General features: G+C 70.6%; 19 protein-coding genes. 10 read left to right on the top strand and 9 right to left on the bottom strand.

The genetic code is table 11. From position 1 onward, the window contains the following. The first annotated feature begins 20 nt into the window (after window positions 1-20). The 3 genes from ACWD3I_RS04850 (at window position 21) to mscL (ending at window position 2,169) form a co-directional block, all read left to right on the top strand. The gene (locus ACWD3I_RS04850) at window positions 21-854 is read left to right on the top strand and encodes an S-methyl-5'-thioadenosine phosphorylase (protein WP_365394153.1); all 834 of its coding nucleotides are present in this window, start codon (window positions 21-23) and stop codon (window positions 852-854) included. Between the two features lie 157 nt (window positions 855-1,011). Then, window positions 1,012-1,557, top strand: coding sequence for a CpaB family protein (locus ACWD3I_RS04845; protein ID WP_365394154.1), 546 nt, complete (start codon window positions 1,012-1,014; stop codon window positions 1,555-1,557). Between the two features lie 138 nt (window positions 1,558-1,695). Next, window positions 1,696-2,169: a large conductance mechanosensitive channel protein MscL gene (mscL, locus tag ACWD3I_RS04840; protein WP_365394155.1), complete on the top strand. Its 474-nt coding sequence runs from the start codon at window positions 1,696-1,698 to the stop codon at window positions 2,167-2,169. 43 nt (window positions 2,170-2,212) lie between these two features. Here mscL and ACWD3I_RS04835 read toward each other — a convergent pair whose 3' ends face one another. After that, on the bottom strand, window positions 2,213-2,389 hold the full coding sequence (locus ACWD3I_RS04835; protein ID WP_365394156.1) for a hypothetical protein: 177 nt from the start codon (window positions 2,387-2,389) through the stop codon (window positions 2,213-2,215). Between the two features lie 95 nt (window positions 2,390-2,484). Between ACWD3I_RS04835 and ACWD3I_RS04830 the strand changes: the two genes are divergently transcribed. The 4 genes from ACWD3I_RS04830 (at window position 2,485) to ACWD3I_RS04815 (ending at window position 7,265) form a co-directional block, all read left to right on the top strand. Continuing rightward, window positions 2,485-3,693, top strand: coding sequence for a low temperature requirement protein A (locus tag ACWD3I_RS04830; protein WP_365394157.1), 1,209 nt, complete (start codon window positions 2,485-2,487; stop codon window positions 3,691-3,693). Between the two features lie 40 nt (window positions 3,694-3,733). After that, window positions 3,734-4,759, top strand: coding sequence for a P1 family peptidase (locus ACWD3I_RS04825; protein ID WP_365394158.1), 1,026 nt, complete (start codon window positions 3,734-3,736; stop codon window positions 4,757-4,759). A 275-nt stretch (window positions 4,760-5,034) separates the two neighbouring features. Next, window positions 5,035-6,255, top strand: a complete 1,221-nt coding sequence (locus ACWD3I_RS04820) for a L,D-transpeptidase (protein ID WP_365394159.1) — start codon at window positions 5,035-5,037, stop codon at window positions 6,253-6,255. Window positions 6,256-6,500: 245 nt separating this feature from the next. Then, window positions 6,501-7,265 (top strand): DUF6227 family protein, encoded by a 765-nt coding sequence (locus ACWD3I_RS04815; RefSeq protein ID WP_365394160.1) that lies wholly within the window; start codon window positions 6,501-6,503, stop codon window positions 7,263-7,265. Between the two features lie 27 nt (window positions 7,266-7,292). On the opposite strand, the gene ACWD3I_RS04810 is transcribed toward ACWD3I_RS04815, so the two are convergent. The 5 genes from ACWD3I_RS04810 to ACWD3I_RS04790 all read right to left on the bottom strand — a co-directional run bounded on the left by ACWD3I_RS04810 (window position 7,293) and on the right by ACWD3I_RS04790 (window position 13,665). Continuing rightward, window positions 7,293-7,544 carry a hypothetical protein gene (locus ACWD3I_RS04810; RefSeq protein ID WP_365394161.1) on the bottom strand — a complete coding sequence of 84 codons (252 nt, stop codon included), beginning with the start codon at window positions 7,542-7,544 and terminating at the stop codon, window positions 7,293-7,295. Between the two features lie 202 nt (window positions 7,545-7,746). Next, window positions 7,747-9,876, bottom strand: a complete 2,130-nt coding sequence (locus ACWD3I_RS04805) for a PTS fructose transporter subunit IIABC (protein WP_365394162.1) — start codon at window positions 9,874-9,876, stop codon at window positions 7,747-7,749. 301 nt (window positions 9,877-10,177) lie between these two features. Next, a complete protein-coding gene (pfkB, locus tag ACWD3I_RS04800) occupies window positions 10,178-11,125 on the bottom strand; it encodes a 1-phosphofructokinase (protein WP_365394163.1) in 948 nt (315 codons plus the stop codon). Next, window positions 11,122-11,883 carry a DeoR/GlpR family DNA-binding transcription regulator gene (locus tag ACWD3I_RS04795; RefSeq protein ID WP_365394164.1) on the bottom strand — a complete coding sequence of 254 codons (762 nt, stop codon included), beginning with the start codon at window positions 11,881-11,883 and terminating at the stop codon, window positions 11,122-11,124. The genes pfkB and ACWD3I_RS04795 overlap by 4 nt, the downstream gene beginning before the upstream one ends. 249 nt (window positions 11,884-12,132) lie before the next feature. Next, window positions 12,133-13,665 carry an MFS transporter gene (locus ACWD3I_RS04790; protein ID WP_365394165.1) on the bottom strand — a complete coding sequence of 511 codons (1,533 nt, stop codon included), beginning with the start codon at window positions 13,663-13,665 and terminating at the stop codon, window positions 12,133-12,135. Between the two features lie 62 nt (window positions 13,666-13,727). On the opposite strand from ACWD3I_RS04790, the gene ACWD3I_RS04785 reads away from it, so the two are divergent. Beyond that, window positions 13,728-14,693: a helix-turn-helix transcriptional regulator gene (locus ACWD3I_RS04785; protein WP_365394249.1), complete on the top strand. Its 966-nt coding sequence runs from the start codon at window positions 13,728-13,730 to the stop codon at window positions 14,691-14,693. 496 nt (window positions 14,694-15,189) lie between these two features. Here the strand turns inward: ACWD3I_RS04785 and ACWD3I_RS04780 are convergent, their stop codons facing one another. Then, window positions 15,190-16,185, bottom strand: a complete 996-nt coding sequence (locus ACWD3I_RS04780) for a sigma-70 family RNA polymerase sigma factor (RefSeq protein ID WP_365394166.1) — start codon at window positions 16,183-16,185, stop codon at window positions 15,190-15,192. Between the two features lie 182 nt (window positions 16,186-16,367). On the opposite strand from ACWD3I_RS04780, the gene ACWD3I_RS04775 reads away from it, so the two are divergent. Then, entirely contained in the window at window positions 16,368-16,886 is a 519-nt protein-coding gene (locus tag ACWD3I_RS04775; RefSeq protein ID WP_365394167.1) for a GNAT family N-acetyltransferase, read from the top strand. A gap of 22 nt (window positions 16,887-16,908) precedes the next feature. Here ACWD3I_RS04775 and ACWD3I_RS04770 read toward each other — a convergent pair whose 3' ends face one another. Then, entirely contained in the window at window positions 16,909-17,694 is a 786-nt protein-coding gene (locus tag ACWD3I_RS04770) for a dioxygenase family protein (protein WP_365394168.1), read from the bottom strand. Between the two features lie 109 nt (window positions 17,695-17,803). On the opposite strand from ACWD3I_RS04770, the gene ACWD3I_RS04765 reads away from it, so the two are divergent. Beyond that, window positions 17,804-18,319, top strand: coding sequence for a MarR family winged helix-turn-helix transcriptional regulator (locus ACWD3I_RS04765; protein WP_365394169.1), 516 nt, complete (start codon window positions 17,804-17,806; stop codon window positions 18,317-18,319). Window positions 18,320-18,434: 115 nt separating this feature from the next. On the opposite strand, the gene ACWD3I_RS04760 is transcribed toward ACWD3I_RS04765, so the two are convergent. Continuing rightward, a complete protein-coding gene (locus tag ACWD3I_RS04760) occupies window positions 18,435-19,976 on the bottom strand; it encodes an MFS transporter (protein ID WP_365394170.1) in 1,542 nt (513 codons plus the stop codon). Window positions 19,977-20,061 lie beyond the last annotated feature (85 nt).

Below are 20,061 nucleotides of genomic sequence, written 5' to 3'. Positions count from 1 at the left end.
GGCCAGCTAGTGTGCGGGTCATGGCGAACGCAGAGATCGGCGTAATCGGCGGCTCGGGCTTCTACTCGTTCCTCGACGACGTGACCGAGATCCAGGTGGACACCCCGTACGGACCGCCCAGTGACTCCCTGTTCCTCGGTGAGATAGCGGGCCGTCGGGTCGCCTTCCTGCCCCGGCACGGACGCGGACACCATCTGCCGCCGCACCGGATCAACTACCGCGCCAACCTGTGGGCGCTGCGGTCGGTCGGGGCACGCCAGGTCCTCGGTCCGTGTGCGGTGGGCGGGCTGCGCCCCGAGTACGGGCCGGGCACGCTGCTCGTGCCGGATCAGCTGGTCGACCGTACGAAGTCCCGCGTGGGGACGTACTTCGACGGGCTGGCGCTGCCGGGCGGCGGCGTGCCCAACGTGGTGCACGTGTCGCTGGCCGACCCCTACTGCCCCGTCGGGCGTGCGGCCGCACTGAAGGCCGCGCACGGCCGGGACTGGGAGGCGGTGGACGGCGGGACCCTGGTCGTGATCGAGGGGCCGCGCTTCTCGACGCGTGCCGAATCGCTGTGGCACCGGGCGCAGGGCTGGTCGGTGGTGGGCATGACCGGTCACCCCGAGGCGGCGCTCGCCCGTGAACTCGAGCTCTGCTACACGTCGTTGACCCTGGTCACGGACCTCGACGCGGGCGCCGAGACCGGTGAGGGCGTCTCGCACGACGAGGTGCTGCGGGTGTTCGCGGCGAACGTGGACCGGCTGCGGGGAGTGCTGTTCGACGCGGTGGCCGCGCTGCCGGCGAACGAGGAGCGGGACTGTCTGTGCACCACGGCGCTGGGCGGCATGGATCCCGGGTTCGAACTGCCGTGACGCTGTGGAGAACAGCACCCCCGCACCGGCGGAACTGCTCGTTCGGGTGAGGGAGTTGTCCACAACCGGTAGGTGATCCACCTGTCCCGGCGGGCGGCGGCGCGAGGCCTCATCGTGGCCTTGCAAGCCGATCCCTCGTGCCAGGTGGTGGTTCCCCGTGTCCTTCGCTCCGTCTCCCCCGCCCTTCTCCCCCCTTGCTCCGCGCCCGCCGGGCACGGACGCTCCCGCGACCTGCGAGGTGCCGCACTTCGCTCCCGTGCGGGTACGCGGCGGGCGGTATCAACTGGCCCGGCTCGTACGGCATCGCAGGCGGGCCGTGGCGGCGGGCCTCGCGGTCACCGCGGCCGCGCTGGTGGCCGTCGGTCCGGGCGATACCGACGGGGCGCGCGGACATCCCGTGGTCGAGCCGGTGCGGGAGCGCCGCGCCGTGGAGATGGTGACGGCACCGGTGCGGATCGCCGACGGGGCCACGGTGCTGCTGTTGCGGCCCGGTGACCGGGTGGACGTGATCGCCGCCGGGACGACGGCGACGGGAGGCGACGCCCAGGTGCTCGCGCGCGGGGCGCGGGTGAAGAAGGTGCCGGAGCCCCTGGAGGGTGCTGTGGAGAGCGGGGCGCTGGTCGTGCTCTCGGTGCCGCGTCCGATCGCGGTGCGTCTCGCGGGCGCGAGCGCCACAGCACGACTGGCGGTGACGCTGTGTTGAGCCGAGCGGTCCGCCTGGTGCGCGGATTGCTGTCAAGTCCCTCGTTCGAGCTACCCAATTGGACAGGGTCGCCTCGCGTTGACGTAGGTTGCGGAGCTGTTTGTTCCACAACCTGTGCGTGCGAGGAGAGTCCCCTAGGTGAGCGAGAAGAAGCCGAGCCTCTTGGAAGGCTTCAAGGCCTTCCTGATGCGCGGGAACGTCGTCGATCTGGCAGTAGCGGTGGTCATCGGCGCCGCCTTCACCAACGTCGTCAACTCGGTGGTGAAAGGCGTGATCAACCCGCTGGTCGGGGCGATCGGCACCAAGAACCTCGACAGCTACAGCTCGTGTCTGAAGGACCCGTGCAAGGTGACGGCGGACGGCACCGTGGTGAGCGGCATCCCGATCAGATGGGGCACCGTGCTCGGCGCGACGCTCAGCTTCGTGATCACCGCGGCGGTCGTCTACTTCCTGATGGTCCTGCCGATGTCGAAGTACCTGGCCCGGCAGGAGGCCCGCAGGAAGGCCAAGGAGGGCACGCAGGAGGTCATGGAGGTGACCGAGCTGGAGGTCCTCAAGGAGATCCGCGACGCGCTGGTCGCGCAGCGGGGATCCGGGCACGACGAGCGGTAACGGCCACGGCCCGCCTCCTCTGCCGGGCGGCCGTGCGGCTCGGTCAGAGGTGGTGGGGCGGCTTCTCGTCGAGGAAGCGCTTCAGGTCGGCCGCGCTGTCGGCGCCGGGTCGTTCGCCCCAGCCGCGGTCCGTGTCGTCCGAGGACTGCTGGTCCAGCGGGTCGTCGAAGATCAGCGACGGCTTCGGCGCGCGCGGCTCGGGGTCGGGGGCGATGCTCATGCGTCCAGGGTACGACCCCGGGGGGCGACCGCCGTCCTGGTCATTCCCGACGGCGGTCATGGTCCGCGCCTTCCGCATCTGCTGTGCTTGGACTCATGACGTCGTCCAGCTCCCCTCCCTCCCCGGCGCCCTTGGGCAGGCTCACCGCCCGCGGCCGCGACGAGGCCCACCGGGTCGCCTCACCCCTGGAACTCTTCTTCGACCTGTGTTTCGTCGTGGCCATCGCCCAGGCGGGCGTGCAACTCGTGCACGCCGTGGCCGAGTCGCACGCGGGCGAAGGGATCCTCAACTACGCGATGGTCTTCTTCGCCATCTGGTGGGCCTGGATGAACTTCTCCTGGTTCGCCTCGGCGTACGACAACGACGACGTCCTCTACCGGGTCGTCACCCTGGTCCAGATCGCCGGCGTGCTGGTGCTCGCGGCCGGCGTCTCCAGGGCGTTCGAGGACCACGACTTCCTGGTCGTCTGGCTGGGCTACGTGATCATGCGGCTGGCCATGTCGACGCAGTGGCTGCGCGTGGCGAGATCGAGCGAGGGCCCGGAGAGAACGATGGCTCTGCGCTACGCCGGCGGCGTACTGCTCTGCCTCGTCGGCTGGCTGGGGCTGCTGGTCCTGCCCGAGGGCGGGCGGCCCTGGGTGTTCCTGGTGATGGCGATCCTCGAGATGTGCGTGCCGCGGTACGCGGAGAAGGACTTCCCCACGTCCTGGCATCCGCACCACATCTCCGAGCGCTACGGCCTGTTCACCATCATCGTGCTCGGCGAGACGATCGCCGCGGCCACCGTCGCCGTGAAGTCGGGCGTGGACGAGAACGACGCGCTCGGGGAACTGCTGCCGATCGCCGCGGGTGGGCTGCTGATCATCTTCTCCGCGTGGTGGATCTACTTCGTCGTGCCGATCCACGGCCATCTGCGCTCCAACAAGCAGGCCTTCCTGTGGGGCTACGGCCACTACGTGATCTTCGCCTCGGCGGCCGCGATCGGCGCCGGCCTGGAGGTCGCGGTCGAGCAGGCGGTGGGCAAGGCGCACATCTCCACGCTGGCCGCGTCGGCCGCCGTGACCCTGCCGACCGCGCTCTACCTGCTCACCGTGTGGGCCCTGCATTCGCGCCACTTCAAGGTGGGCATCGCCCAGCAACTGGTACTGCCGACCACGGCACTCCTCGTGATCCTCTGCACGTTCCTGGGCGACTGGGCCGTGCTCGCGGCCGGCATCGTCTCGGCGCTCGCGGTGGCGACCGGGGTCACGCTGACGGCGCGCAGGGCGACCCGGGAGAGCAAGGAGGCGACTCCGGTCGTGTGACCTCCTGGGACGGTGCCGGTGCCTGGACGAGACTGGTCCCATGACAGTTGACGCTCTGACCGACGTCACCGGCGTGCGCGTGGGACACGCGACGCGCGTCGGCGACGGCTGGCTCACCGGTACCACCGTTGTGCTCGCCCCTGAGGGCGGTGCTGTCGCCGCCGTGGATGTGCGCGGCGGCGGCCCCGGCACCAAGGAGACCGACGCCCTCGACCCGCGCAACGTCGTGCAGAAGGTCGAGGCGATCGTGCTGACCGGCGGCAGCGCGTACGGGCTCGACGCGGCGTCCGGCGTGATGGCGTGGCTGGAGGAGCAGGGGCGCGGCGTACGCGTCGGGGTGGATCCGGCGCACGTCGTTCCCGTCGTACCCGCCGCCTGCGTCTTCGACCTGGCGCGGGGCGGCGACTTCCGGGCCCGGCCCGATGCGGCCACGGGCCGGGCCGCGGTCGAGGCGGCCGCGGCGAGCGCGGTCGGTGCGGTGGTGCCGGAAGGGGGCGTGGGCGCGGGTACGGGCGCCGTGGTCGGGGCGATGAAGGGCGGAGTGGGTACCGCGAGCACCGTTCTCGACTCGGGGATCACGGTCGCCGCGCTGGTGGTGGCCAACGCCGCGGGCTCCGTGGTGGAGCCCGAAACAGGCATCCTCTACGGGGAGTTGCTCCAGGGGCGCGTCGACTCTCCGGAGGCGCGTGTCCACGAGGCCGCGCGTCGGCGCCTCGCCGAGACCACGGCGAAGAACGCGCCGCCTCCGCTGAACACCACGCTCGCCGTCGTCGCCACCGACGCGGTTCTGTCGAAGGCGCAGGCGCAGAAGCTCGCCGGAACCGCGCACGACGGCATCGCGCGCGCCGTGCGGCCCGTGCACCTCCTGCACGACGGCGACACGGTGTTCACGCTGGCGACGGGGCAGCGGGCACTCGACGAGCACCCGCTCGCGCTCAACCCGCTGCTCGAGGCCGGCGCCGACGTGGTGACGCGCGCGATCGTGCGGGCCGTGCGCGCGGCCGAGTCGGTGGACGGGCCGGGCGGGATGTGGCCGTCGTACGGGGAGTTGTACGAGGGGCGGTGACGGGGCTCGACCGGCACGTCGGGTCCGTGGCCGGTGGTGGAGCACTGGGCGCGGAGGCAGGGCATGGCCGCCGCGCCCGCCCGGGACACACACCGCGCCGCGCGCGGCTCCGGCACCCGCCGGCCCGGGTGTGGCGCATTTCCTACGGACGATTGTCCCGGTTGTGTCACGTGATGGCGTTCATGGCTGTCGGAGGGAACCCGACCGGTCATGGATTCGCTCTTTCTCCACGCATGGGAGCGGATCACGCACATCACACGAACCTGGAGTAGCTCGTGACAACGCCGGACATATCAGCGCGGCGCACACTCGGGGCCTGTGCCGTCCTGGCGGTCGGCGCCCTCACCCTCACCGCCTGCGGGGGCGGCGCCGACACCGGGAAGGGCGACGGCAAGGCGGGCGGGGAGTCCGCCAAGACGTCCGAGGCGAAGATCGCCATATCGGCCAAGGACGGTTCGACGGGGGCGTCGATCAACACGACGGACGTGAAGGTCAGCGACGGTGAGCTGACCGAAGTGAAGATGACCGTGGCGGGGACGGGGCAGTCGGTGCCGGGGTTCATCTCGGCGAACGGCGGCAGTTGGACGCCGAAGGAGCAGTTGGAGCGCGGGACGAAGTACGAGATATCGGCGAGCGCGAAGGACTCCGACGGGCGGACCACCGCAGCCGATTCGACCTTCACGACGGTCAGCGAGGCGAACAGCTTCATCGGGACGTACACGCCGGACAGCGGGACGACGGTGGGCGTCGGAATGCCGGTGTCGTTCAACTTCGACAAGGTGATCAGCGACAAGAAGGCCGTGCAGTCGCACATCACGGTCTCGTCCAGCAGCGGGCAGAAGGTCGTCGGGCACTGGTTCGGCTCTCAGCGGATCGATTTCCGGCCCGAGGAGTACTGGAAGGCCGGCTCCAAGGTCACGATGAAGATCGACCTGGACGGCGTCGAGGGCGCGAACGACGTCTTCGGGGTGCAGAAGAAGACCGTCACCTTCACGATCGGGCGCTCGCAGGTCTCCACGGTCGACGCCGACACCCAGACCATGACGGTCGTGCGGGACGGGAAGACCCTCAAGAAGGTGCCGATCTCGACGGGCGACGCGCAGAACACCACGTACAACGGCCAGATGGTGATCTCGGAGAAGTTCCCGAAGCTGCGTATGGACAGCCGGACGGTCGGGCTCGCCAACGCCTACGACATCCCGGATGTGCCGCACGCGATGCGGCTCACGCAGTCGGGAACGTTCATTCACGGCAACTACTGGTACAACAAGGGCAACCCGCCCTTCGGCCGGCAGGCCACCAGTCACGGCTGCGTCGGGCTGCAGGACGTCCAGGGCGGGCAGGGCGACACGAACGCCAAGTGGTTCTACGACAACTCCGTCCTCGGGGACGTCGTGATCGTCAAGAACTCCCCCGACAAGACGGTGTCGCCGGACAACGGGCTCAACGGCTGGAACATGTCGTGGACCGAGTGGGTCGCGGGAAGTGCCGGATGAACGCCCGCTGAGCGCCCGCTGAGCGCCGGGGCGCACGCGGGAAGCGGTGCGCCGCCCGGGGCGCCATGACGCGGCAAGTACCTTCTGACCGGCGGTTTTTGACGGATCTTCGGGTCGCGTGGGAACTTCTCACGCGGCCTGAGCGTTTTCCGTGCGCACGTTTTCTCGGTTCCCGGACATGATGTCCGACCGAGGGGCTACGGTATGCACCCACAAGGTGACATGCAGCAACGCCGGGAGAAACCTTGAGCGTTCCGTACGAGACAGCAGCGTACGAGCCACGCGAGTCGCCCGAGTCTCCGGAGGAGCACCTCGCGCGACTCCTCGGCCGCGCGCTGAACTCCTTCGAGCTGCCCGACGAGACGATACGGCGACTCGACTGCGCGCTCGCGCACGACAGCTCGCTGCACTCCGCGCACCACAGCGCGGGGCTGCACCGCGAGACGTACCGCCACACCTGGCTGCTCGCCGACGGCTCGGCACTCACCCTCTGGGAGCTGGTCCACAACACCGCGCCGGGCAGTGTCCCGCAGCACGAGGTGTACGTCGACGAGGAGGAGCTGCGCGCCGCCACGGCACGGCTGCCGCTGCCGCCGGACGCACCGGACTTCGAGCTGCCGGTGACGGTGCAGCTGTCGCCGATCCCCGCACCCCGGCACGCGTACGTGCCCGACGACTCGGCGGATCACGCGCGCCGGCTCCTGCGCCGCGCGGAGAACCCGGACCAGCCGGGCACGGAGACGGCCACGCTGCTGACGGCGGCGTTCGCGCACCAGATCACGCAGGCTTTCGGACGGCCGTGCCGGGCGGGGCGGATCGGGCTGTGCTTCTCGCTCTACGAGCACGCGTTCCTGCTGCGCGACGGCAAGGAGATCTCCCTGTGGGAGGTCGAGCACACGGCCACGCCCGACGGGCGGCACATGTGCGAGGTGTACGTCTCCGAGGACGCGGCGCGCGATGCGATGGAGCGGCGCGCGGCGCGGGTCGCGTCACGCACTCCACGCACCTGAGGCTCCCGCCCCGCCCCGGGCGCTCGGTCAGCGACCGTCGCTGAGCTGTCGCACCAGCCCCGCGAACGCGTCGTGCTCCGCCGGAGTCAGCTGGACCGACTCCAGCTCGGGGCCGGCCTGCCGCTGGTACGGGAGGGCCGGGAGGACGGCGGAGGTCCGCCACAGGACGGCCTCGCGGCTGCGGCGCAGGACACGGGTCAGGCCGATCGCCCAGACGACGGTCGCCAGGGCGAGGACGGCCATGCCCGTCAGCTGGTAGATCGAGACGTGCTCAGGCATGCGCCCCAGTAGACACCACGGTCGGGGACTTTGACCCCGGACCGTGACGTATCTCGCAGGTGCCGTGAACAACTCACGGCCGCCCAAAGGGACATAGGGCCGATGAAACGGCTGCGGCCGGTCGCAGCCCCGTCTCGACAGGGTTGCGACCGGCCGGCCTTGCCGGGGCAGGCCTTGTACGCCCGCCCCCGCCTCCCGCCGCTTACGCCGCCACGGGCTGCTTCGCCGCCGCCGGAGCCGCCGCGGACTCGTCGGAGCCGGTGGCCGCGCCGTCCGGGGCCGTCTTGCGCAGGCCCTTGAGGACGATGACCAGGCCTGCCGTGATCGCCGTACCGATGGCGATGGCCAGCAGGTACAGGAACGGCTTGCCGATCAGGAAGGTGACCCAGATGCCGCCGTGCGGAGCGCGCAGGGTCGAGCCGAACGCCATGGTGAGCGCGCCGGTGACCGCGCCGCCCGCCATGGAGGCGGGGATGACGCGCAACGGGTCGGCCGCGGCGAACGGGATCGCGCCCTCGGAGATGAAGGAGGCGCCGAGGACCCAGGCCGCCTTGCCGTTCTCGCGCTCGGTGGTGGTGAACAGCTTCTTGCGGACGGTCGTCGCGAGGGCCATGCCGAGCGGGGGCACCATGCCGGCGGCCATCACGGCGGCCATGACCTTCATCGCGGAGTCGCTCGGGTCCTGCACGGCGATGCCGGCGGTGGCGAAGGCGTACGCGACCTTGTTGACCGGGCCGCCCAGGTCGAAGCACATCATCAGGCCGAGGAGGACACCGAGGAGGATGGCGTTGGTGCCGGAGAGGCCGTTGAGCCAGTCCGTCATCGCCTTCTGGGCCTCGGCGATCGGCTTGCCGATCACGATGAACATGAGGAAGCCGACGGCGATCGACGAGACCAGTGGGATCACGACCACCGGCATGATGCCGCGCATCACCGGCGGGATCTTGATCCGCTGGATGGCGAGGACGACCGCGCCGGCGAGCAGACCGGCGACCAGGCCGCCGAGGAAGCCCGCGGCGATGTTGACGGAGATCATGCCGCCGACGAAACCGGGCACGAGCCCTGGCCGGTCCGCCATGCCGTAGGCGATGTAGCCGGCGAGGACGGGGATCAGGAAGCCGAAGGCGACGCCGCCGATCTGGAAGAGCAGCGCGCCCCAGCTGTCGACCTGGCCCCAGTCGAAGTGCTCCATGACCGGCTTGGCCTCGTTGATCTGGTAGCCGCCGATCGCGAAACCGAGGGCGATCAGCAGACCGCCGGCCGCGACGAACGGGACCATGTAGCTCACGCCGGTCATCAGCCACTTGCGCAGCTTGGTGCCGTAGCCGTCGCCGGCGTCGCCCGCGCGCTCGACGGGCGTGGAGCCGGTTCCGGGCGCCCCGGTCACCTCACCACGCGCCGCCTTGCCGCGCACGTCGCCGATCAGCTCCGCGGGACGGTTGATGCCCGCCTTCACGCCGACGTCGACGGTCGGCTTGCCGGCGAAGCGGTCCTTGTCGCGTACGGGGACGTCATGGGCGAAGATCACGCCGTCCGCCGCCGCGATGACGGCCGGGTCGAGCCGGGTGAAGCCGGCCGAGCCCTGCGTCTCGACGACGAGTTCGACGCCCGCCTCGCGGCCCGCCTTCTCCAGCGACTCGGCCGCCATGTACGTGTGGGCGATGCCGGTCGGACAGGAGGTGACGGCGACGATCCGGAAGGGACGCTCGCCCTCACCGGAGGAGCTGCCCGTGGCGGCATCGGCGGAGGCCGCCCCCGACGCCGCCACGGAGTCTGCAGAGGCACCCACGGAGGCACCCACGGCGCTCTTCGCGCCCTCGGAAGCACCGCCCGCGCCAGCGCCCTCGACGCCACCCTCGGAAGCGTCCACGCCCCCGGCGTCCGCCGCCGGCGCATCCCCGCGGATCAGCGCCGCCGCACCCGCCGCCTCCCCCACCGACCGCAGCGCGTCGGTGAACTCGGCGTTCATCAGCTGTCGCGCCAGCGAGGACAGGATCGTCAGATGGGCGTCGTCGGCACCGGCAGGCGCCGCGATCAGGAAGATCAGGTCGGCGGGACCGTCCGGTGCGCCGAAGTCGATCCCGGCCGCGCTGCGGCCGAAGGCGAGCGTCGGCTCGGTGACGTGCTCGCTGCGGCAGTGCGGGATGCCGATGCCGCCGTCGAGACCGGTCGGCATCTGTGCCTCGCGGGCGGCCACGTCGGCGAGGAAGCCCTCCAGGTCGGTCACCCGGCCCAGGGTCACCATGCGTTGGGCGAGGGCGCGTGCCGCCGCTTCCTTGGTGTCGGCGGACAGGTCGAGATCGACCAGGTCCGCGGTGATCATGTCGCTCATCGCGGGCTCCTTCGCACGCGTGTCGCCCGGGGGGAGAAGTGGGCGAGGGCGGGGGTGGGGACGGGGGTGCGGGTGGGGAAACAGGGGGTGGTGGGGGCGGAGCCGGGGAAGCCCCGCCCCCACCGGGCGGCAGGGCGGCTCAGGTGGCCCTGCCTCCCGCAGGCCGCGACGAGTAACGGGGAGCCTCGCCGCTTCATGGCCGGTTCATCGGGGAGTGCGCCGCACGCCATCGGCGCCGACGCCGTCGTACCTGTGCCGCACGCCACCGGCGCCGACACCGTCGTAGCAGCCGTCAGGTCGCTCATGACACCGGCTCCTTCAGCGCACGGTCCACCGGCACCTCGGCCGTCACCGAGACCGCCGCCGGGTCCAGGTCGTCCGGCGTCGGCATCACGCTGCCCGGCAGCTGTACCGCCGCCGCGCCGTGTGCGACCGCCGAGGCCAGGGCCGCCGGGCCGCTGCCGCCGGCGATCAGGAAGCCGGCCAGGGAGGAGTCGCCGGCGCCCACGTTGCTGCGGACGGCGTCCACCCGCGCGCTCGCGAACCAGGCGCCCGCGCCGTCCACGAGCAGTTGTCCGTCCGCGCCCAGGCTCGCGAGCACGGCGCGTGCGCCCATCTCGCGCAGTTCCTCGGCCGCCTTCACCGCGTCGCCCACGGTCGACAGGGGGCGCCCGACGGCTTCCGCGAGCTCCTCCGCGTTCGGCTTCACCACGTCGGGCCGCTCGCGCAGCGCCTCCAGCAGCGCACGCCCCGAGGTGTCCAGCGCGATCCGCGCACCTCCGGCGTGTGCCCGCGCGACCACCTCGGCGTACCACGACGGCGCGAGCCCCCGCGGCAGGCTCCCGCAGCACGCGATCCAGTCCGCGTCGCGCGACTGCGCGCGCACCGTCTCCAGGAGCAGCTCCTGCTCCTCCGGCGACAGCTCGGGACCCGGCGCGTTGATCTTCGTGAGCACCCCGTCCGCCTCCGCGAGCGCGATGTTCGAGCGGGTGGCGCCCGCGACCGGGACCGGCGCGACCTCGATGCCCTGCGCGTGGAGCAGATCCGCCACGAGCGCCCCCGGCGCACCGCCCAGGGGCAGTACCGCGACCGTGCGCCGACCGGCGGCCGTCACGGCGCGCGAGACGTTCACGCCCTTGCCGCCGGGGTCCATGCGCTCGCCGGTCGCGCGGATGACCTCGCCGCGCTCCAGTGACGGAACCTCGTACGTGCGGTCCAGGGACGGGTTCGGGGTGACGGTGAGGATCATGCGCGCACTACTTCCGTGCCGCCGCGTTCGATCGCGGTGGCGTCTTCGGGGCTCAGCCCGCTGTCGGTGATCAGCAGGTCCACGTCGCCCAGGTCGCCGAAGCGGGCGAAGTGCTCCTGGCCGTGCTTGGCGGAGTCGGCGAGCAGCACCACGCGGCGGGCGGCGGCCACAGCCGCCCGCTTCACCGCGGCCTCGGCGAGGTCGGGGGTGGTCAGGCCATGGTCGGCGGAGAAGCCGTTGGCCGCCACAAAAAGGACATCGGCCCGGATCTCGCCGTACGCGCGGAGCGCCCAGGCGTCGACGGCGGCGCGCGTACGGTGCCGCACGCGCCCCCCGACGAGGTGGAGTTGGATGCCGGGGTGGTCCGCGAGGCGGGCCGCGATCGGCAGGCTGTGCGTGACGACGGTGAGGGAGGCCTCCAGCGGGATGGCGGCGGCGAGGCGCGCCACCGTCGTGCCGGCGTCGAGGATCAGGGTGCCCTCGGTCGGCAGTTCCGCGAGGGCGGCCTTGGCGATGTGGTCCTTCTCGTCGGCCGCCGTCGTCTCGCGCTCGGCGAGGTCCGGCTCGAAGTCGAGGCGCCCGGCGGGGATGGCACCGCCGTGCACCCGGCGGAGCAGGCCCGCGCGGTCGAGGGCCTTGAGGTCCCGGCGGATCGTCTCCGCGGTGACCTGGAACGCCTCGGCCAGCGACACCACGTCCACCCGCCCGCCGTCACGCGCGAGCCGGAGGATCTCCTGCTGCCGCTCCGGTGCGTACATGTCCGTTCGCCTCCGACTCACCGTCCGGTCGTTCCCGACCGATGCCCGAACTTGTGGTTTCGCTCGGAGGCTACGCCCGGATTTCCAGAAAGTAAACAGGTTCGGGCATCACTCGGACATGAACGGGCCTGAAGGTCGGACAGGAACGGACTTCCGCCCGCCCCAGGCCGGTCCGTCGGGCCTGCTCACGGCAGACGGAAGGCCCGGCGCCCCGGGTGGAACCCAGGTGCCGGGCCTTTTCCTCCGCGTTCAGACGAGCTCCGGCTCCTTCTCCCCCACCGGACCCACAGGCGCCTCCGTCGCCTCGGCCCCCTCCAGATGCTGCACCGCCCTCTTCGGCAGCGCGAACATCAGCAGGAAGATCACGCCCATCACCGCGGCCACCCACCACAGCGCGTGCTGGAAGGCGTTCACGAAGGCCGGTCCCACGTCGACGGGCCGCAGATCGTCGGCGATCGTGCCGAAGAAGACCACCGAGACCAGACCGAGTCCGAGCGCGTTGCCCATCTGCTGCACCGTGTTGATCAGGCCGGACGCCGAGCCGGCGTGCTCGCGCGGGACGCCCGAGAGCACCATGTCGGTCAGCGGGGCGAAGATCAGGCCCATGCCCACGCCCATCACGACCAGGGGCAGGGCCATCTGCCAGGGGGCGATGGACATGCCGTAGCGGTCGGCCTCCCAGAGGTAGAGCAGGACGCCCGCCGCCATGGTGAGCGCACCCGCCTGGAGCACCTTGCGGCCGAAGCGCGGAACCAGCTTCTGCACGGACAGGCCCGCCGCCACGGAGACCGCGATCGAGAACGGGACGCCGGTCAGACCCGCCTTCAGCGGACGCCAGCCCAGACCGGTCTGCATGTAGAGCGTCCACACCAGGAAGAAGATGCCGAGCCCGATCCCGAACACGGTCTGCACCGCGATGCCCGCCGCGAAGCTCTTCACCTTGAACAGCGACAGTTCGACCAGCGGGGAGCCGTCCCGCGCGCTCTTGCGCCGCTCGTACGCCACCAGCGCCCCGAAGACGACGAGCGCGCCGCCCATCGACAGATGCCCCCACAGCGGCCAGTCCAGCTCACGGCCGCGGGTCAGCGGGTAGAGCAGCATGAGCAGACCCAGCGTCACCAGGGCGACGCCCACCAGGTCCAGCTTCAGCGCGCGCGGCGCCCTGGACTCGGTGATGTAGCGGCTGCCGAGGATCAGGCCCGCGATGCCGACCGGCAGGTTGATGAGGAAGATCGGGCGCCACTCCAGACCGAACAGGTTCCACTCCGTCAGCAGCGCGCCGAGCAGCGGCCCGGACACCGCGCCCAGGCCGACGATCGCACCGAAGAGCCCGAACACCTTGCCGCGCTCGTGCGCCGGGAACGTCGCGTGCACGATCGACAGCACCTGCGGCACCATCAGTGCCGCCATGGCGCCCTGCAGGATCCGCGCGGCGACCAGCATCTCCGGGTTCGCGGCGAAGCCGCACAGCGCGGAGGCGACGGTGAAGCCGCCGATGCCGACGAGGAACAGCCGCTTGCGGCCGTGGATGTCACCGAGCCGTCCACCGGTGATGAGGCCGGCGGCGAAGGCGAGCGCGTAGCCGGCGGTGATCCACTGGATCTGGCTGACGGACGCGCCCGCCTCGGCCTGGATGGACGGGATCGCGATGTTGACGATCGTGACGTCGACGAGGTCCATGAAGGCCGCGGTCATCACGATCGCGAGGGCGAACCAGCGACGACGGTCGGGCTGGGACGTCTGGCCTGTCTGGCTGTCCACAAAGGGTTCGGTGGAGGTCATGTCTCGAAGCTACGACCCCATTAGGTCAGATCGTGTCCTACTTCTACGGCATCCTCGAACTCATGACGACGGACACCCCGGCACGGCTCCTCCAGCTCCTCTCCCTCCTCCAGACCCCGCGGGAATGGCCGGGAGGCGAGCTCTCCGACCGCCTCGGCGTCTCCCGCCGTACCGTGCGGCGGGACATCGACCGGCTGCGCGAGCTGGGCTATCCCGTGCAGGCGACGAAAGGGGCCGACGGCGGCTATCGGCTGGTCGCGGGGAAGGCGATGCCACCGCTCGTCCTGGACGACGAGGAGGCGGTGGCGATCGCGGTGGGGCTGCGGGCCGGGGCCGGGCACGCGCTGGAGGGCGTCGACGAGGCATCGGTACGGGCGCTGGCGAAGCTGGAGCAGGTGCTGCCGTCCCGGCTGCGCCACCGGGTGTCGACCCTGCAGGCCGCGACGACACCGCTGACCAGCGGGGACGGGGCGAGCATCGCGCCGGAGACGCTGACCGTGATGGCCTCCACCGTGGCCGGTCACGAGCGGCTGCGGTTCGCCTACCGGGCGAAGGACGGGGTCGACTCGCGGCGCGTGGTCGAGCCGTATCGGCTGGTGTCGACGGGGCAGCGGTGGTATCTCGTCGCCTACGACCTCGATCGCACCGACTGGCGGACCTTCCGGGTCGACCGGGTGAGCGAGCCGTTCGCGACCGGGGCGCGGTTCGCTCCGCGGGAGCTGCCGACGGGGAGCGCGGCGGAGTATCTGCGGCAGTCGATGTACCGGCGGCAGGAGACGTACGGGATCGACGTGACCTTCGAGGCGCCGGCCTCCCACATCGCGGCGCGGCTGCCGAAGTGGCTCGGGGCGCCGGAGGAGTTGACGGAAGGGCGGTGCCGGCTGCGGACGACCGTGGGCGATCCCGTGGAGTGGATGGCGGTCCGGCTGGCGATGGCGGACTGCGAGTTCACGGTACGGGAGCCTGAGGAACTCGTGCGATGCGTAAGGGACCTGGGCGGGCGGCTGAGCCGGGCGGCGGGTGGGTGACCCGGCCGGGCCGAGCCGCGCCCGGGTGGGGCCGGACGGCTTCGCGGCATGCTGGACGGCGGGCTTCCCCGTACCTGAACCCCGGGGATGCCCGCCGGATGGCAGATTGTGTCACATGGGCATAGCTTGCCGGTGTGAGCGGGTTCACGCGGACGCCGGTTCCAGGGTGGGCCACCGAGGAGCCGCAAACCCCTCCGGCCTGAACCCCTCCGTCCCGAACCCGCGCGCCACCCGCCCCGAAAAGGGCAGAGCCGGACCCCGGCACCCGGGGGGAGAGCGCCGAAGTCCGGCTCGCGGAGAGTCCCGGCGCCGGGGGGAGTGCGTCGGGACTTGGTCATGAGGGCCCGGACTGTCGCCCGGGACCCGAACTCATGGGCCCTGAAGTCTTTTTCCCAGGGTCCTGCCTGTTGAAGCGGCCTGACACCGCCGTGTTTGCGCCTTTCACGACCCGGCGCACGCGGGCACACGGCCCTTGAGGCAAGCCGTGTCCCAGCCCTTACGCCGCCGCGTCGAACCCGGTGTCCCGGGCGAGCTTCTTCAGCTCCAGCAGTGCGTGCTTCTCGATCTGCCGGATGCGCTCGCGCGTCAGTCCGTGCTCCTTGCCGACCTCGGTCAGCGTGCGCTCCCGGCCGTCCTCGATGCCGTAGCGCATCTTGATGATGGAGGCCGTGCGCTGGTCGAGGCGGCCGATCAGGTCGTCCAGCTCCTCGCTGCGCAGCAGCGTCAGCACCGACTGCTCCGGGGAGACCGCGGAGGTGTCCTCGAGCAGGTCGCCGAACTGGGTGTCGCCGTCGTCGTCCACCGCCATGTTCAGCGAGACCGGGTCGCGGGCCCAGTCCAGGACGTCGACTACACGGCCTGCGTTCGAGCCGAGCTCGGCGGCGATCTCCGCGGGCTCCGGGTCACGGCCGTGCTCGCGGTTGAACTCGCGCTGCACACGGCGGATCCGGCCCAGCTCCTCGACCAGGTGGACGGGGAGGCGGATGGTGCGGGACTGGTCCGCTATCGAGCGGGTGATGGCCTGACGGATCCACCAGGTCGCGTACGTCGAGAACTTGAAGCCCTTGCGGTAGTCGAACTTCTCGACCGCGCGCACCAGACCGGCGTTGCCCTCCTGGATCAGGTCGAGCAGAGGCAGACCGGCACGGGGGTAGCGGCGCGCGACGGCGACGACCAGGCGGAGGTTCGAGCGGATGAAGACGTCCTTGGCCCGCTCGGACTCGTCGACCAGCGCCTCGAGCTCCTCACGGGTGGCGTCCGCCTTGGACTCCTCGAATCCGTCGAGAAGCTGTCGGGCGAACACACCCGCCTCGATGATCTGTGACAGCTCGACCTCCTTGGCGGCGTCGAGCAGCGGTGTACGCGCGATCTCGTCGAGGTACATGCCGACCAGGTCGCGATCGGCGATCTCGCCGCCATGGGCGCGAACACTGCTTGCCGCGTCGGTCCCGCCATTGGCGGACTTACGACGGGCGACGGCACGGGTTGCCATGCGTGCTCCCTTGCGATGGTGGGCTGGCGGGTGGTCCTGTCGGAGCCTGGCACCGTCCTGGCACTGTCCTCGGGTGCCCTGCTTCCGATGGAAACAACGACTGGAATCAGGACAGAATTCCCAACCTGCTCCCCTATTTTTCTGATCATGCAGTACCCTGTGCGGCCACATGAGGAGGTCGGATGACGACAGAGCGTACAGAGGTGCAGGTCAGGCCGGGAGTCGAGGGTGACCTCAGAGCGCTCACCGACATCTACAACCACTACGTGCGTGAGACGCCGATCACCTTCGATACATCCGTCTTCACCCCGGAGGAGCGCCGCCCTTGGCTGCTCTCCCACCCTGAAGACGGTCCGTACCTCCTAAAAGTTGCCGCGGACGCGGACTCACAGGAAATTCTCGGCTACGCCACATCCAGCCCGTTCCGCCCGAAGCCCGCCTACGCGACCTCGGTGGAGGTGACGATCTATCTCGCCCCGCACGCGGGCGGCCGCGGCATCGGCACACTTCTCTACAAGGCCCTGTTCGAGGCGCTGGCCGACGAGGACGTCCATCGGGCCTATGCCGGTATCGCCCAGCCCAACGAGGCCTCGCAACGGCTGCACGAGCGCTTCGACTTCCGGTACGTCGGCACGTACCGGGAAGTGGGCCGGAAGTTCGACCGCTACTGGGACGTAGCCTGGTTCGAGAAGGACCTCTAGCCAAGCCCTCTCCCCGCAACCGTCAGCCGAACTGCACCGACCGCTTCGCCAGCCCCATCCAGAACCCGTCGATCACCGACTTCTGGTCCCCCAGCTCACCGGCCGCGTCCGCGGCCCCCATCGTCACGAACAGGGGCGCGAAGTGCTCGGTGCGCGGGTGGGCGAGGCGGCCGGCCGGGGACTTGTGGAGGAAGTCGAGCAGGGAGTCCACGTCGCCCTTGTCCAGCGCGTGGTGCCCCCAGTCGTCGAACTCCGCCGACCACGCGGGGATGCCGCCCTGCCGCAGCGCGGCCAGGTTGTGGGTGAAGAACCCGGAGCCCACGATCAGCACGCCCTCGTCGCGCAGCGGCGCGAGCTTGCGCCCGATCTCCATGAGCTTGACGGGGTCGAGGGTGGGCATGGAGATCTGCAGGACCGGGATGTCGGCCTCGGGGAACATCTCGACGAGCGGGACGTAGGCGCCGTGGTCGAGGCCGCGGTCCGGGATGTCCTGCACCGGGACGCCCGGGGCGCGCAGCAGCTTGCGTACGGACTCGGCGAGCCGCGGGGCGCCGGGAGCCTCGTACTTCACCTTGTAGTAGTGCTCGGGGAAGCCCCAGAAGTCGTAGACGAGCGGGACGGTCTCCACCGCGCCCAGCGCGAGGGGGGCCTCCTCCCAGTGGGCGGAGACCATGAGGATCGCCTTGGGGCGTGGCAGGTCCGCGGACCAGGCTGCGAGCTCACCGGGCCAGACCGGGTCGTCGGCGAGGGGTGGGGCGCCATGGCTGAGGTAGAGCGCAGGCATGCGTTCCTGGGTGGCGGCGGACATGACGGCGGCTCCCTCCGGACGGTGTTGCTTGAAGTCTAAAACGTCTGACGAAAAAAGTGTACGTCGAACTTGTTTAACATTCAAGGAGAGCTCTCGTACGATGGGAAACATGAACACGGCATCCCCATCCCCGACCGCTGAAGAGCCGCGCTGGCTGACCGCCGAGGAGCAGCTCGTCTGGCGCTCCTACGTACATGCGACAACCCTTCTCGAAGACCACATGGACCGCCAGCTCCAGCGTGACGCGGGCATGCCGCACATCTACTACGGCCTTCTCGTCAAGCTCGCCGAGTCCCCGGAGCAGCGGCTGCGCATGACCGAGCTGGCCATGCACGCGAAGATCACCCGCTCCCGCCTCTCGCACGCCGTCGCCCGCCTGGAGAAGAACGGCTGGGTACGGCGTGAGGACTGCCCCTCCGACAAGCGCGGCCAGTTCGCGGTGCTGACGGAGCAGGGCCGGGAGATGCTCGCGCAGGCCGCGCCGGGCCATGTGGCCGTCGTACGGAACGCCGTGTTCGACCGGCTCACCCCGGAACAGCAGAAGTCCCTCGGCGAGATCATGCAGATCGTCGCCGAGGGACTCCAGCCCAACGAAGCGGGTGCGGACCTGCCCTGGCTCCGCTGAGCCGCTCACTCAGCAGAACCAGGGCAGATCCTGGGGTTCGTACGTGCGGAGCGTCCCCATCCCCGTACGTACGAACGGCCCGAAGGGGTACGACCTGGCGGTCGTCGTCAGTGACTCAGTGAGCCACGACCGGAATCGGCAGCTCGTCCTCGGCGCCTTCGCCGGAGCCGGTGACCACAGAGGTGTCGGGCTTGCCGGAGTTGACGAGGACCACCACGATGACCGCGGCGAGAGCCAGCATGCCGACGGCGAACCAGATCGCGTTGGTGTAGCCGTGCACCTGGCCCTGGAGCTGGACCAGCTGCTGCTGCGAGCGGGTGCTCGCGGAGCCGATGTGGTCGCTGATGTAGGAGGTCGTGGCCGACGCGGCGATCGTGTTCAGCAGGGCCGTACCGATCGCGCCGCCCACCTGCTGCGAGGTGTTGACCATCGCGGAGGCGACACCGGCGTCCCGGGGCTCGACGCCCAGGGTGGCCAGGGACATGGCGGGCATGAACGCCGTACCCATGCCGAGACCGAGCAGCAGCATCGCGGGCAGGATGATCGAGGCGTACGACGAGCCGATCTCCAGCTGCGTCATGAAGAGCATGCCGACCGCGGCGACCAGGAAGCCGGGGCCCATCAGCGCGCGGGCCGGCAGCCGGGTCATCAGGCGGGTGCCGATCTGGGTCGAGCCGACCATCATGCCGACGATCATCGGCATGAAGGCGAAGCCGGTCTTGATCGGCGTGTAGCCCTTCACGATCTGCAGGTAGTAGGTCAGGAAGAGGAACGTGCCGAACATCGCGATGATCGCGATACCGAGCGAGAGGTAGACACCACCGCGGTTGCGGTCGGTGACGACGCGCAGGGGCAGCAGCGGGGCCTTGACCTTGGCCTCGGTGACGACGAAGGCGATCAGCAGCACCGCGGAGGCGACGAACATGCCCACGGTCGTGGAGTCGCCCCAGCCGTTGGACTCGGCGCGGGTGAAGCCGTAGACCAGCGCGACCAGGCCCAGGGTGGAGAGCAGGACGCCGGGTATGTCGAGCGGGTTGCGGTTGCGGCCGCCCTCGGGCTCACGGATGACGAAGTACGCGCCGAGCGCGGCGACGATCGCGAACGGGATGTTGACGAAGAACGTCCAGCGCCAGTCCATGTACTCGGTCAGCACACCGCCGAGGATGAAGCCCACGGCGCCACCGCCACCGGCGATCGCACCGTAGATGCCGAACGCCTTGGCACGCTCCTTGGCGTCCGTGAACATCACGGCGAGCAGGGAGAGCGCGGCGGGCGCGAGCAGGGCACCGAAGACACCCTGGAGGGCGCGGGCGCCGAACATCATCGCCTCGTTGGTGGCGGCGCCACCGAGCGCGGAGGCCGCGGCGAAACCGATCAGACCGACGACGAAGGCGTTCTTGCGGCCCCACAGGTCGGCGATCCGGCCACCGAACAGGAGCAGACCACCGAAGGCGAGGGCATAGGCCGTGACGACCCACTGCCGGTTGCCGTCGGAGATGCCCAGGTCGGTCTGGGCGGAGGGCAGGGCGATGTTCACGATGGTCGCGTCGAGGACGACCATCAGCTGGGCGAGCGCGATGAAGATGAGCGCTTTCCAGCGGTTGGGGTCGCCGGTGACGGCGGCCGATCCGGGAGCCTTGGAGGCTGTTTCAGACATGGGGTTACCCACTTCGGGACTTCGTGACGGAAAAAAGGATTGGCAAGGGGACGGTCCGTCGTCGGTGACGGCCGGTGAACGTCGG

It is taken from the genome of Streptomyces sp. NPDC002817, from assembly GCF_053592055.1.
The sequence above is the reverse complement of the archived record's forward strand: the minus strand, read 5'-3'. Positions and strand labels throughout refer to the sequence as shown.

What these genes read in the sequence shown, in the direction of transcription:
- ACWD3I_RS04850 (WP_365394153.1), top strand. Translation starts at nt 21, where the DNA reads ATGGCGAACGCAGAGATCGGCGTAATCGGCGGCTCGGGCTTCTACTCG.
- ACWD3I_RS04835 (WP_365394156.1), bottom strand. Translation starts at nt 2,389, where the DNA reads ATGAGCATCGCCCCCGACCCCGAGCCGCGCGCGCCGAAGCCGTCGCTG.
- ACWD3I_RS04830 (WP_365394157.1), top strand. Translation starts at nt 2,485, where the DNA reads ATGACGTCGTCCAGCTCCCCTCCCTCCCCGGCGCCCTTGGGCAGGCTC.
- ACWD3I_RS04825 (WP_365394158.1), top strand. Translation starts at nt 3,734, where the DNA reads ATGACAGTTGACGCTCTGACCGACGTCACCGGCGTGCGCGTGGGACAC.
- ACWD3I_RS04810 (WP_365394161.1), bottom strand. Translation starts at nt 7,544, where the DNA reads ATGCCTGAGCACGTCTCGATCTACCAGCTGACGGGCATGGCCGTCCTC.
- ACWD3I_RS04805 (WP_365394162.1), bottom strand. Translation starts at nt 9,876, where the DNA reads ATGAGCGACATGATCACCGCGGACCTGGTCGATCTCGACCTGTCCGCC.
- pfkB (WP_365394163.1), bottom strand. Translation starts at nt 11,125, where the DNA reads ATGATCCTCACCGTCACCCCGAACCCGTCCCTGGACCGCACGTACGAG.
- ACWD3I_RS04795 (WP_365394164.1), bottom strand. Translation starts at nt 11,883, where the DNA reads ATGTACGCACCGGAGCGGCAGCAGGAGATCCTCCGGCTCGCGCGTGAC.
- ACWD3I_RS04790 (WP_365394165.1), bottom strand. Translation starts at nt 13,665, where the DNA reads ATGACCTCCACCGAACCCTTTGTGGACAGCCAGACAGGCCAGACGTCC.
- ACWD3I_RS04785 (WP_365394249.1), top strand. Translation starts at nt 13,728, where the DNA reads ATGACGACGGACACCCCGGCACGGCTCCTCCAGCTCCTCTCCCTCCTC.
- ACWD3I_RS04780 (WP_365394166.1), bottom strand. Translation starts at nt 16,185, where the DNA reads ATGGCAACCCGTGCCGTCGCCCGTCGTAAGTCCGCCAATGGCGGGACC.
- ACWD3I_RS04775 (WP_365394167.1), top strand. Translation starts at nt 16,368, where the DNA reads ATGACGACAGAGCGTACAGAGGTGCAGGTCAGGCCGGGAGTCGAGGGT.
- ACWD3I_RS04770 (WP_365394168.1), bottom strand. Translation starts at nt 17,694, where the DNA reads ATGTCCGCCGCCACCCAGGAACGCATGCCTGCGCTCTACCTCAGCCAT.
- ACWD3I_RS04765 (WP_365394169.1), top strand. Translation starts at nt 17,804, where the DNA reads ATGAACACGGCATCCCCATCCCCGACCGCTGAAGAGCCGCGCTGGCTG.
- ACWD3I_RS04760 (WP_365394170.1), bottom strand. Translation starts at nt 19,976, where the DNA reads ATGTCTGAAACAGCCTCCAAGGCTCCCGGATCGGCCGCCGTCACCGGC.